Origin of the sequence: Clostridium aciditolerans, assembly GCF_016316925.1 — a bacterium.
GTDB lineage: Bacteria > Bacillota > Clostridia > Clostridiales > Clostridiaceae > Clostridium_AM > Clostridium_AM aciditolerans.
Genome location: NZ_JAEEGB010000045.1, coordinates 124,671 through 137,795, shown reverse-complemented (window position 1 = coordinate 137,795; position 13,125 = coordinate 124,671). Strand labels below are relative to the sequence as shown.

Below are 13,125 nucleotides of genomic sequence, written 5' to 3'. Positions count from 1 at the left end.
TCTATGCATGTAATTTTTTACACTTTCCGCGAATAAAATATATTAAATCCTTAAAGAAAGTGAGGTGAAATCCACTTAGTTAAATTTAAACTTAATAAGTGGTGTCTATGAAAAACACAAAAAAAATTTATACCAAAATCGTTATATATATGAATGTACTTATTTGGATAATTGGCCTTGTTTCCGCATTTTTAATAGATAGAGCTAGACCTCCTTTTGAATCCTATCTTAATAGGATTAAAGATTTACCTGTTCGCAAAACATGGAATATGGATTTAATGAGCTATGCATACTACTTATTTATTTTAATGCTTATTTTCAGCATTTTATCTCTACTATTAAATATAGTAGCTTATAAAAAGGAAAAGTTTAGGCTTAGTATTACTCCTTTTTTCCTTGGACTTTGCTCAATATACGGTATTATAATGTACTTAACACATTTTTAATTTATACAAGCTTATACTCATTAAAAAAGGGTCTGAAAACTCTCAGACCCTTCTAATTTTTATCTATAATCAATTTTATCTTGTCATTATTATATATGGAAGCAGTATATTCAGATGCTAAAATAGACGCATATTTTTGCGCTTCTTTCACATTTTTATTTTCATAGCTGAGAATTGCTAAATCATAAAGACATTCCTCAATATATGTTCCTTTAGAGTACTTTTTAACATATTCTTTATAATAATTTATGCTTTGATTGCCGCTTGCTTTAGCAGCCTTTGAAGTAAAGAAGATTACATGCTCATCTAAATAATTGTTTTTCATGTTATCATAAGCAATTGATAAATACTCATATGCCTTTTTATATGCACCGTTCTTATAAAAAGCTAAGCCATTTTTGTAAAAATATATTTCTGCTTTGGTGCTATAATTTTCTTTTAATTTGCTATATATTGCTCTGCTTTGTTCATCCAAAGCTGATATATCTAATTTTTTATCATTTTGGGCAAAATCATATAAATCTTCTTTCATAATATCATCACTTAATTTTACAAGAAGCTTATACTGTGAATCATCACTTTTCTCTGTTTTATTTACTACTGGTCTAGCAGCTATATCTGTTTGTGCTGCCTTATAACTCTTACTAATACTAATTTTTGATATTGTTATTGATGAAAATACTATTGCTATTGCAGCTAAGGATACCATGCTCAATTTCATCTTAGAACTACTTTTTCTATCTAAATAGCTTTTCATTTCATAATAAAACAACTCTTCTTTGTTCATCTCATAAATTTCGGACAGAATTTGTCTGCACTTCTTATGTTCTTTTTTGAGGTGATATATAAGGCATATAAGTATATCATCATTTACTGTTCTGAAACCGTTCTCTCTTAAGAATAATAATGCACTTAAGGCTTCATCATATCTGCACCGCTTTGCCAAATCTACCATATCATTATGCCTTTTTATAAAATTGTTCACCTTATCAATTTCCAGTAGATATTTCTCACTAAGCTTATTATTAAATTTTTTATTATTAATCATGAAAAATCTATATGCTTGTTCAAACTCTCCTCTATACATAAGTATTAATGCAAGTGCGTTGTTACTTTCTTCTATTTCTAAGCCTTCATTAACTGCCATGCTTAGATAATTAAAGGCACTATTCAAATTTCCTTCAGCAAAATTCTCTATTCCCTCTTTATAAAATTGTACTAATTCCCCCATAAAAACACCTACTTCAAATAAAATATATAATAAATAGGTTGTGCAGTAGCTGCAAAATACTAAAGTATTAAGAACTTATTGCTACTACTACCTTCGCACTTCTTATATATCTTATATTTCTATCATTATAATAAAACCCCTTCTTTTTTACACAAATAATTGTATTATTTGGTAAAACATTATTTACTTTCTTTTCTATTACTTCATGCTTACTAATATCTAGCTTATCAATTCCTATATTAGGAGTATAAATTGTTAGTCCAATATTTAAATATTCTTTTTCTAAAAATTTAAGTATATTATCAATAGTTTTTAATACCTCTTCTTTTGTATCCATTTCTAATTCCTCAAAATACTGTCTTTTTTCATATACGTAATCATAAAAATTTACATATACATTAAGCATATTTTTTATCTTCTCTATACATCTCTTTTTAAACTCCTGATCCTCTTCTAGAACACTTTTAAGTAAGTTTCTATTTTCAATAACATCTTTATTTAATGTCTCTAAAAAACTTAAAAGCTCATATAAGCTACCATTTGTACAACTATTCTCTGAATGATTATGAATTTTATCATATTTATTAATATTGATTTCATAAAATTGTTTTTTTAATGACTCTATATCTTTACATATATTAATTGACATAATTTATACCTAGTCCTCCTTTGCTTTTTCTATCTCCAGCATAAAATTATCGAATATATCTTTTAAAATATTATTTATATATTTATTATTCATCTCTAATTTTTGCTCATTTAAATTCGAGCAATAACTTGATATGTTTTTGAAGGTTTGCTTCATGCTTTCTATCTTTATTTTCATTAATAAGTTGTCTTGCATTAATTGTTTATTTATATTATTTATTATTGGTGTCGTGTTTTTTATATTTACTTTTGAATTCTTTAATAAATCTTTTATTTTATATTCTATCTGTTCTTGTCTCTCCATAGCTTCTTTTTCTTTAACATTACTATTTATCACGCTTAAGTTAATTAAATCTGTTTTTTTAGCATTATAAAGCTTGTCCTTATCAATATCGTCATAATAAACTACTTTAGAATTTATATAACTTTCTTTTATACTATTCAATTATATCTACCTCCTAGATTACAATATTAGACCATTTTATATAAAAAACTTTAATTATACTAAGTAGTATATTCTCAAAATCAAATCACATTGTCATCACCATTATAGTACATATTTACTTATTTTTCAAAATTATGTAAAACATATGAAGCCATATAACTTTCAGTATCAACTTACAAATTATTCTCTATATAAATTTTTCTACCTCACTAAACATTATTTACTGATGTAATTCATAAAATTATATGAATAATCTATTACACTGGAGGTTAAATGTCATGTCTACTCCTTTAAATGAATTAGTTAAAAATTACAAAGAAAAATTTATGGAAAAATTTGAAGAACAACTAGAAAAATTTAAAGAGATAGAAGATTATGATGAATTGATTTACCATTCTGTATTTAAGATAGGCTCTGATGATAAGGTACTTGCACAAGACAATATACTCAGATTCAATATGGCTAACAACATGTATCAGTGCCTAAAAGATGATTTAATAAAAGAGAAAATATCAAATAGTCTATGCTTTACTGATATACTAGACACCGTTTATAGCTTACGAAGAAATAATATTATCAAGTATTTCGGGCCTTTAAATTTATATGATTGCTCACTGAGAATTGGAGCACATTACAACATTTATCCAAGCAGAGTATATGTTCACTGCGGATCAATTACTGGTGCTAAGAACTTATTTAAAAATAAATATGATAATATCATAAAATATTATAATAGTGATAACTCCTTCCCTTATATTCCTATAAACTCACTTCCAGAAGAACTTCAGAATTTAGAGCCTCATTACATTGAGGATTTTTTATGTAAATTTGCAACAAGTTTTGAAAATATAGATATTTAAGCAAAATTTAATTGTGTTAATAGTAACCATTTAAGAATTTAATTCATATAATAGAATGTAGCAAATTAAAAGGAGTTTATAATGTTATCTAATAGAGAGTTTGTTAGGCAATCTCTAGAATTAAATTTATTCTTTATGAGAATTGCTAAAGAACATGCTATTTTTCTTGAGGCAGGCTTCACAACAAAAAATCCAGGCTTAGCACACCAAGCAGATACGTTAAAAAATCAATTTAGTCAACTCTTAGTGGAAACTATTCAGCTTTCTTGCGGAATTATAAGCCCAGAAGTAGCAAACTCTGGAGAGCTAATTACCGATATGACTCTTGACGCTGAAAGAGAAACTGAATATTATACTGCAATCCTAATTGATACTAATATAACTAAAATGGAAGCTAATTTAATTAAATGTACTAATGTTAGACAAGATTCCGACATTGTTATGCGTGTATCTGAATTGAACCAACGAGCAATGGTTGCCGCCAATCAAATTGCCTTATTTAAAAGCAGACTGTTAAAAGACGTTCTATCTTGTAAAGTGTTTACTACTAATTATCCATTACTTATAGATCACATACTTAGAGAGGCTCAACTCTATTTAAGAATGCTAACTATGCTGCAAAATAGACAGGAAATTAACATAGTCCAAGAAGTTATAAACCAAGAAACATTCTGGAATAGAATTATGGCTGAACATGCAAAATTTATAAGGGGCTTGTTAGATCCAACAGAAGTTAAATTGCTTAATACTGCAAATGATTATGGAAAGAAATTTGATGAGTTAACTATTGAATCTCAAAATCTAGCAGAAAGTCTTGGCTTGTTACCTAATGTAACTCAAAAATCACTTAAAAATACCGTTGGAATTAGAGACTTTAAAAAGCAAGGTACCGAGGGATTAATTAACTGTACTATTAGATCTATAGCCTTTCCACTGCTTGGTGACCATGTCGTTAGAGAAGCTAATCACTATATTAGATTGCTAAGGAGCTTTAGCCAAGTTCGTAATGTATAAGTAATAAAAATTTTAGGCTTCCTATGCTTTGTATAGGCGGCCTTTTCCACTTTTCCAATTATTAAAATTATAAACTTTATGAAACTTTTGAGTTATACATTAAAACTTTATTATGCTAAGAAATAAAACCATTGATATTCTAAAAAGCTTAATATATAATTAAATTATTAATGATATTGATTGCCATTATCAATTTAAAATAATTATCAACAACAGTTTTTTTCTTGCAAATCGAATACATTAACATTACTATATACTATGAAAAGAGATATATGAACTTATATTGTTTTTAATTAACCTAATTTAATATGTTCCTAATGAGGAATCTAATATATATCTTGAAAACATAAGAAATTCTATCGTAACTGATGTCTATCACATTCTTGGCGAAAGGTGCATTTAAAATGGATGTTATAAAATCGTTATTTTATTTTATCTTGGCAGGATTATTTGAAATAGGAGGAGGTTATCTAGTTTGGTTATGGATTAGGGATGGTAGAAGCCCTTGGTATGGACTCTTTGGAGCTTTAGGTCTAGCTATCTATGGAATTATACCTACACTTCAATCCTTTAATGCTGGTTTCGGAAGAGTATATGCTGCCTATGGTGGCATTTTTATAGTTCTTTCAATTTTATGGGGTTGGAAGGTTGATAAAATTGTTCCCGACAAAGCTGACATTATTGGAGGAATTATTGCTCTTGTTGGAGTTTTAATTATTATGTATTTTCCAAGACGTTAAGATGATAATTAAACATAGAATTAAGAACTAAAGAACCCTAAGCTCAACAGTTTAGGGCTCTTTAAAAATCATATCATTATGTAAATTTTAAAACTTAATGTACGTAATATCCACTAGGTTCTATTGGCTGTCCACTAGAATTTCTGATTTCAAAATGAAGATGAGGTCCTGAGGAGACACCAGTATTACCAGAGTAAGAAATTAATTGTCCTCCTTTTACAACTTGTCCCGGAGATACTGCTAAAGAGGAGTTATGTCCATAAACGGAAGTTATATTCCCATGATTAATCATAACCACATTTCCATACCCAGACATAGACTGTGCTGCAATTACTACACCATCCTCAAGTGCATAGACTGGTGTACCTATTGGCACCCCTATATCAATTCCTGCATGTAATCTACTATATCCAAGTACAGGGTGAAATCTCATACCAAAAGGAGATGTTATAGCATATGGTTTGCCTGTAACGCAAAATAGCTTTCCATTAGAATTAATTTGCGTTGAAGATGATGGTTTTTTCATCTGTTGAATAGTTTTTGTAAGTTCCTGAGATTCCGATTGCTCCTGAGCTATCATATTTTCATAATATTTTTTGTCTTTATCTAATTTTTCAACTAACTGCTTCTTTTCAGTAGACTTTGATTTCAATATCTTGTATTTCTCATCTGCTTCACTTTTTAAGCTCAATACACTTTTCTTGTTTTTTTCAAGTTCTGACTGTTTTTTTTCTAAACTTTCCTGTTTTTCTTTTATGTCAGATATGAGATTCTTATCATAATCAATAATCTTTTTAATTATATCCATTCTACCTATAAGATCAGAAAAATTCTTTGAATTTAGTATAACATCTAAATATGCACTATTCCCTGACTCATATAATGCTCTAACCCTTTGCTTGAACAATTCATTTTCATTAATGTACTCTTGCTTTTTCGATTGAATTTCTTTTTCGTTTACTTTTATCTTAGAATTCAAATCTGAAATTTTACCATTTAAAGTCTGAAGTGTTGCAGAGGCTTGTGACATATCCTTGTCCAAATTTTCTAGTTCCTTTTGTACATTCTCTTTGTTGTTATTAATACTTTTTAGTTTGTCTTTTTGTTGTTGAATAGAATTATTCACCTCATTTAATTTGTTTTGCTTGTCTTCAATTCCTTCTGCGTAAGCATAAGAAAACATAGAGCTGGTAATTGCTGCAGTAATTACTAAAGATATACTTCGTCTCATTTTAACTTCCTCCTTCCGATATTTTATAGGGGTATTAGATTAAGTTTCAGCCTTGAAACCCTATAAAAATACAGCCTAATGCAAATTATAAAAATAAGATGTGAATTTTATATGAAGGCAATGTGAACTACGTGTAAAAAGGTACTTACTAACACTTGTTAATAAATACCTTTCTGTTATTATAATATTTTATAAATTTGTCTTCTACATATTATGCATACCTGGCATATTGCTTATAATTTCAGGATTTACCATTCCAAAAATCATCGCAATATGGGCAACAACAAGAAATCCACCTACCAACATAAAGTGAATTTTTAACTTTTCCTCAAAACTCTTATTTCTAAATATAATTCCTAATTCCATAAGTGCAATTGGAAGAAGAAATAAAACTCCACTTAAATAAAATCCTACAGCAACAACGTCTACCCAAGTATGCCAACCACCAGTTTTAGTTAGTGGTATAACAGCAGTTATAAGTAAGTAAATAAAAATACCTGTAAAATAAAATCCGTCTAAAATTCCTATTACTTTATTTAAAGTTCTGATTCCTCCTGTTCTAGTTTTATTGAATATAATAAAAAACTCTGTAATTGTAAGTGTTTCAGCCATTATAACTGGTATAGCCATAAAAATTATAAGATTCCACGGCTGATTTTCTGCTAAAAGTGACATGTAATGTGTCATAGTCATAATGATTCCCCCCTGAGATATTAATTTGTGGAAAGTATATCATTTTGCTATGAAGATTTTATGAAGATGTATACTCCATATTTAAATATTATCTATATAAAAAAACAGCTGTGCTTGCCATATAGGAATAACAGCTGTTTTCAAGTAATTAATTTACATTAAACTTTTTCTCTACAGGTTTATCTAATTTTTCACCTTCACTAGATTGAACTTCATCCCCAATAAAAATAAAGTATGTTTCACCTTTATTGAAACCATCTTTCGTCTCAATCATTACGCTCTTATTATTTTTATCATATGATATGCTAGCATCAACTAAATTATTATTTGGATCAACTATCATAATATTTTTTGAATTAATCGTTTCTCCTTTTAAGTCTTTACTAAAATGAATTTTCCAGATCTTTTTATCCTGACTTATTTTTTGTTCTTCCATTTGCTTTTTATTAGACTTTGTCTTTATCTTATCTACACTTTGCTTTTGCACCTTTGCCAAATTATCCATAGAAGTTTTTACTTGATCCTTTAAACTAGCTACTCTACTATTTAACTGAGCCAACTCAGGGTTACCGGAATCACCGATTCTACTAAGTTGTCTTTCTACAGTATTAAGTCTATTGCTAATAGCATTTAGTTTACCATAAAAACTATTATATCTTCCACTGTCCTCTTCTTTATATTCATTTTCAAAATCATCACTTAAATCCTGAGTTTCCCCATTGCTTTCTTTGTCTTCTATATTTTGAGTTGAAGTATCAATGGTACTCTCATCACTGCTTACATCTCCCTGTATTGCACTGCTAGTTGTGTCACTAATGACTATGGCAGATGATGTTGTTGTACTATTAAGATATGCATCCATTTTTTTCATAACATCTTTTAATGAAACTTCGATTTTATCTAATCTATGAGATATTATATAAACCTCTTTTTCTGCTTTCTTGCTATACTTATTATTAGAGCTATTTACCTTCTTATCTGAATTATTTTCCTTCTGATTTGAGCTATTTACATTCTGATTTAAACTGCCGTGACCTTTCTCCACCTGCACTGGTTTAGCAAATACAGTAATATTTGATGAAAGAAAAGCAGCTACTGTAAATGTTAATACTGTCAATCTTAAAACATTCTTTTTCATGTTACTACACCTCCCATAATTCTAATAAATCGCTTCTAATATGTTATCGACCCTTATCTTTTTCACTTTATATAATTTTAATAAAACATTAAATATTATTAAAATTTATATATTACACTTAGACTCTATACTGTTTTCATTATATCCAATTGATTGTCTAGGACATGTTGTTACACATTTTCCACACTGTATGCAATCTGGATGACTTAATAAATCTCCTTTATATTCATAAGGCACTATTCCTAATGGGCATTTCTTTTCACATAACTTACAGGAAACGCATGTTGACGATACCTGAAGAACATTTTTGCTTTTTCTAAATTTAGATATAAATGCCGCTATACTTCCCATTGGGCAAAAGTGACACCAAGTTCTTTGATTATAGAAAAATGATAGAACTATTCCGATCAAGGTAGTAACAACAATCATCCTATAAAATACTAATCCAATTCCATATAGGTTCCCCCAGTTCTTTTTAATCCCCAAAGTAAATATAGTAAACATAGTCACTATTACTAAACTTCTAAAGTATTTAGATTTTAAAAACTTTGGCGCCTTTTTCTTATTACTGAATTTAGAAACAATATTATCATAGAAATTTCCTCTTGGACATAAGTTTCCACACCAAAACCTTCCTTTGAAAATAGATACAATAATAGGAGCAACCATACAGATAATAGCTATGCTAGCTAATCTCAAGTCAAATAGCCCTAATATGATAAAAGCTATCAGTAAAACAAATGAATATTTCTTCCACAATTTTAAAAATTTATTCATTAAAATCCCTCCAAAACTTTGTATACCCTATGGGGGTATTATAACAATATTATATAACATATTTTAAATCTGTCAATATAATGTAAGTAATATTATATTTTATCCGATGTCTACCGCCACTTAGGCATTTAATCTCAACCTGAATCTAAGATGCCTGTTTATAAAAAAAGGGCTGTCTCCCCATAGAAATTGCTTTCTATGGGGGGACAGCCCTTCTTTAAGGTATAATTTCAAAAATTATTTGTGTAAAGAAAAAGAATACATATAATTATTTATACAGCCCCTAACATGAATAGCCACGTTTAGTATGCTTATCTCCACTTAATATTTCTTCTTTTCTATCTAATATTTCATCACCAATAAGTGCTTTCTGTACTTCATCAGAACCTATTCTGTCAACCATATCACCAAATCTTTCTGTAGTTATACCATTTTCTCTATAGTATAATATTGCTTTTTCTATAATATCTAAAGCCTCATCTTGAGTAAATATTTTATTTAAGTCAGTTCCAACTCTTGTAGCTTTTCCCCACTTTCCACCTATGAAGATTTTTACTCCTTCTTTATCTAGTTCTATTGCATCAAAGTGGCACTTATCTATACATAAGCCACAGTTATTACATTTATCAAAATCTATTTGAATTTCCCCATCTACCACCTTAGCAGCTTTTACCCTACATGCGCTTTCAACTCCACATTTTTTACATCCAGAACACAGGTCTTTATCAACCTTTGGCTTTCTTTGACCCATTATTCCTAGATCATTAAGATTAGGCTTTATACAATTATTGGGACATCCACCTACACCTATTTTAAATTTATGCGGTAGAGTTACATTATACCAACCTAAATAAAATCTTTCATGTATTCTACGATTTAATTCTTGTGTATCTAATAAACCAAAGTTACATACAGTTCCTTTACAAGATACAACTGGCCTAACTCTTGGACCTGTACCACCTGCATAAAGACCTACTTCTTTTAATTCCTTTTTAACTTTATCAATATCTTCGTACTTAATTCCTGGAATTTCAACTGTTAATCTGGTAGTAAAATTTACATGACCCTCTCCATATTTATCTGCAATTTGAAAAATCTTTTTTCCTTTATCAGGAGTTAAGGTACCATCTACAGTTATTACTCTGCACACAAAATGCTCTTTATCATTTTGTAGTATATATCCTTGTCCTTTTAAACTCTTTACTTCTTCATCATTCAATTTTTTACTCATTTAATCCACCCCTTAATAATATTTATAAAGCTATACAATTGCTTTTAAATTTTGCACATTTTTTTAATTAAAAACAATATTAAATTATAGGATTTTTGTTAACTAATATAAGTAGCCATGCCGCCTTCTAACATTTTTACATTTGTATATCCTATTTCTCTAAGCTTTAGATAAGCTAAATATGCATTTTTACCTATTTTACAAGTAACTACTATTTCCTTATCTTTGTCTATTTCCATAGTTCTAGTTTCTAATTGATTTAGAGGTATATTTAATGCCCCTTCTATAGAGTTTTCATTAAATGCAGCTTCATCTCTTACATCTATAATTTGTAACTCATTTAATCTATTCTTAAACTCTATTTGGGATATAGTTTCTACTTTACCTTTTAATTTATTTAGTAAAACATTAGCAGCTACTATTGTAGATGACATTGCTGTAGAAAATGGTGGAGCATAAGCTAAATCTAGTTTTTCTAAATCTTCTACTTTTCCTCCTAATGTAATAGCCGTCGCTATAATATCTATAGGCTTATCTACAATTCCTTCCCCGATAATTTCAGCCCCAAGTATTTTATGAGTATCCCTATCAGCTATTAATTTTGTTGCTATCATTTTAAAGCCAGGATAATAATGTGCTTTATCATTTGCAGGGACTAGAGTACTTACAACATCATAGCCTAACTTTTTAGCATCTTTTTCAGAAAGTCCTGTTTTACAAGCGTTTAATTTAAATAATTTTACTACGGTAGTTCCTAAAACCCCTTTTAAGCATTCCTTATTTTCTGAGTTAGCTATATTTCTACCTGCAATTCTTCCCATTTTGTTTGCTGTGGACCCCATAGGATACCATACATCTTTACCTGTTATTAAATTCTTATTTTCTGCACAATCTCCTACTGCATATATATTTTCTATTGAAGTTTCCATATACTCATTTATTTTTATTGCTCCAGTAGAGCCAATTTCAATTCCAGCTTTTTTAGCTAGTTCTATATTAGGTGTTACTCCAATTGACATAATAACAAGGTCAGCTTTGATTTTTCTTTTGTCTGTAATAATTTTTTCAACCTTATCACTACCCTCTAAAGCAATAAGCTTCTCCTCAGTCAACACCATAACTCCGTTATCTAATAGGTGATCTTGAGCTATTGCTGCGATATCCTCATCAAATCCTGGTAGTATATGAGGAGCAAGTTCAATTATTGTTACTCTAATACCTTGTTCTTCTAAATTTTCTGCTACCTCTAAACCAATAAATCCTCCACCTACTACTACTGCTCTTTTAACTTCTCCACTTTCCACAGCTTCTCTAACATTTAAAGCATCTGCTACCTTTCTTATTGTATAAACTCCGCTTAAGTTAACGCCTTCAAGATTTGGTATAAAAGGAGAAGCACCAGTTGCTATAACAAGTTTATCATAGGTAAATTCTTTGGTTTGATTTTCATTCAAATCGAGTATTTTCACTATCTTATTCTCTTTATCTATATCTAATGCTTCATGTTTTATATAAACTTTTACTCCAGTTAAAGCTTGAAACTCTTCAGGTGTTTTAACAACTAATTCACTTTTGTCTCTTATTACTCCACCTATATAATAAGGTAGTCCACATCCAGCATAAGATATATTTTCGTCTCTTGTTATTATAGTTACATCCAAGGCTGGATTTTCTCTTTTAAGTTTTGCAGCGGTTTTAGTTCCTGCAGCCACTCCTCCTATAACTAAAACTTTTTCCATGTTATTTTCTCCCCCTTATGATTTATTAAGGATATATTGTAATTTTTAACATTAACTTTTTAATGATAAACTATATTAAGATGCTATTAACTTATCTAGTATTATTTTTATACTACCACCAGATTATGGATAAATCCAATTAGGATTCGTTATGTACTCATAAGGGAAATTTATACAAATTTAGCTTAAGTTTTTGACTTCTTGCAAATATACTATTTTTCACAACCCTATCACAATTGCCTCATAAATTCATAAATTTTCTTAGATATTATATTGTTATAGTAATTATTTTAACTATAAAATTTATGGAGGTATTTTTATGAAGAAAAACAATAGAAAAAAAACTATTTAGAAAAAAATTTGTACTTTTCAAGAGAATAGACAAACCGCTGAGATATTTAAAATATGTGGTTCTTTTAATAACAATATATTATGCATGGAAAACTTCTGGACTATGGGTGTCACCGTATGATCCTTGGGCCGCATATGCTCACTTAAGTGAAGGTATTTCATAAGTAATCAGCAGCTCAATGATAGGCTTGGCATTATTAATTATTACCATTGTTGGCTCTATGCTATATGATAGATTTTTCTGTAAGTATCTTTGTCCAATGGGGGCTATGTACGGCATAATTTCTAAGGTTAGTCCCCTTAAAATAACAAGAAATGAAGATAAGTGCATTAGTTGCGGCATTTGTAACAAAAACTGTCCTATGAATATAGATATAGCTAATACTAAGCAGATTACTTCTACGGAATGTATAAACTGTCAAATCTGTGTACTTTCTTGTCCTAATGATAGTTGCTTACAGATTAAGCATGGTAAGAAAAATACAAATCCTATTTTAGCTACGAGTATGATATTTATGATTTCTTTGGAGGCATATTTATAAGCAAATCTGCAGGGCTATATAATACACTGCCTGAAGTAC

General features: G+C 29.1%; 14 protein-coding genes. 5 read left to right on the top strand and 9 right to left on the bottom strand.

Annotated elements, in window-relative coordinates:
* Nucleotides 1–107: 107 nt before the first annotated feature.
* Entirely contained in the window at nucleotides 108–446 is a 339-nt protein-coding gene (locus I6U51_RS23130; protein WP_211144913.1) for a hypothetical protein, read from the top strand.
* A 52-nt stretch (nucleotides 447–498) separates the two neighbouring features.
* On the opposite strand, the gene I6U51_RS23125 is transcribed toward I6U51_RS23130, so the two are convergent.
* From I6U51_RS23125 to I6U51_RS23115, 3 genes are all read right to left on the bottom strand, one after another.
* Nucleotides 499–1,677, bottom strand: a complete 1,179-nt coding sequence (locus tag I6U51_RS23125) for a tetratricopeptide repeat protein (RefSeq protein ID WP_211144912.1) — start codon at nucleotides 1,675–1,677, stop codon at nucleotides 499–501.
* 67 nt (nucleotides 1,678–1,744) lie between these two features.
* Nucleotides 1,745–2,326 (bottom strand): nucleotide exchange factor GrpE, encoded by a 582-nt coding sequence (gene grpE, locus I6U51_RS23120; protein WP_211144911.1) that lies wholly within the window; start codon nucleotides 2,324–2,326, stop codon nucleotides 1,745–1,747.
* Nucleotides 2,327–2,335: 9 nt separating this feature from the next.
* Nucleotides 2,336–2,770: a hypothetical protein gene (locus I6U51_RS23115; protein ID WP_211144910.1), complete on the bottom strand. Its 435-nt coding sequence runs from the start codon at nucleotides 2,768–2,770 to the stop codon at nucleotides 2,336–2,338.
* 278 nt (nucleotides 2,771–3,048) lie between these two features.
* On the opposite strand from I6U51_RS23115, the gene I6U51_RS23110 reads away from it, so the two are divergent.
* The 3 genes from I6U51_RS23110 (at nucleotide 3,049) to I6U51_RS23100 (ending at nucleotide 5,384) form a co-directional block, all read left to right on the top strand.
* Entirely contained in the window at nucleotides 3,049–3,630 is a 582-nt protein-coding gene (locus tag I6U51_RS23110; RefSeq protein WP_211144909.1) for a hypothetical protein, read from the top strand.
* Nucleotides 3,631–3,711: 81 nt separating this feature from the next.
* Nucleotides 3,712–4,644 (top strand): DUF2935 domain-containing protein, encoded by a 933-nt coding sequence (locus I6U51_RS23105; protein WP_211144908.1) that lies wholly within the window; start codon nucleotides 3,712–3,714, stop codon nucleotides 4,642–4,644.
* A 404-nt stretch (nucleotides 4,645–5,048) separates the two neighbouring features.
* On the top strand, nucleotides 5,049–5,384 hold the full coding sequence (locus I6U51_RS23100; RefSeq protein WP_211144907.1) for a YnfA family protein: 336 nt from the start codon (nucleotides 5,049–5,051) through the stop codon (nucleotides 5,382–5,384).
* A gap of 94 nt (nucleotides 5,385–5,478) precedes the next feature.
* On the opposite strand, the gene I6U51_RS23095 is transcribed toward I6U51_RS23100, so the two are convergent.
* From I6U51_RS23095 to I6U51_RS23070, 6 genes are all read right to left on the bottom strand, one after another.
* Nucleotides 5,479–6,615, bottom strand: coding sequence for a murein hydrolase activator EnvC family protein (locus I6U51_RS23095; RefSeq protein ID WP_211144906.1), 1,137 nt, complete (start codon nucleotides 6,613–6,615; stop codon nucleotides 5,479–5,481).
* 204 nt (nucleotides 6,616–6,819) lie between these two features.
* Nucleotides 6,820–7,308 (bottom strand): DUF6803 family protein, encoded by a 489-nt coding sequence (locus tag I6U51_RS23090; protein ID WP_211144905.1) that lies wholly within the window; start codon nucleotides 7,306–7,308, stop codon nucleotides 6,820–6,822.
* Between the two features lie 148 nt (nucleotides 7,309–7,456).
* Nucleotides 7,457–8,446: an Ig-like domain-containing protein gene (locus I6U51_RS23085; protein WP_211144904.1), complete on the bottom strand. Its 990-nt coding sequence runs from the start codon at nucleotides 8,444–8,446 to the stop codon at nucleotides 7,457–7,459.
* Nucleotides 8,447–8,551: 105 nt separating this feature from the next.
* Complete coding sequence (locus tag I6U51_RS23080) at nucleotides 8,552–9,223, bottom strand: 4Fe-4S binding protein (RefSeq protein ID WP_211144903.1); 672 nt, start codon at nucleotides 9,221–9,223, stop codon at nucleotides 8,552–8,554.
* Nucleotides 9,224–9,506: 283 nt separating this feature from the next.
* Nucleotides 9,507–10,454 carry a 4Fe-4S binding protein gene (locus tag I6U51_RS23075; protein WP_211144902.1) on the bottom strand — a complete coding sequence of 316 codons (948 nt, stop codon included), beginning with the start codon at nucleotides 10,452–10,454 and terminating at the stop codon, nucleotides 9,507–9,509.
* A 98-nt stretch (nucleotides 10,455–10,552) separates the two neighbouring features.
* The gene (locus I6U51_RS23070; RefSeq protein ID WP_211144901.1) at nucleotides 10,553–12,193 is read right to left on the bottom strand and encodes an FAD-dependent oxidoreductase; all 1,641 of its coding nucleotides are present in this window, start codon (nucleotides 12,191–12,193) and stop codon (nucleotides 10,553–10,555) included.
* Nucleotides 12,194–12,732: 539 nt separating this feature from the next.
* Here I6U51_RS23070 and I6U51_RS23065 point away from each other — a divergent pair.
* Entirely contained in the window at nucleotides 12,733–13,086 is a 354-nt protein-coding gene (locus tag I6U51_RS23065; protein WP_211144900.1) for a 4Fe-4S binding protein, read from the top strand.
* The last annotated feature ends 39 nt before the right edge of the window (nucleotides 13,087–13,125 follow it).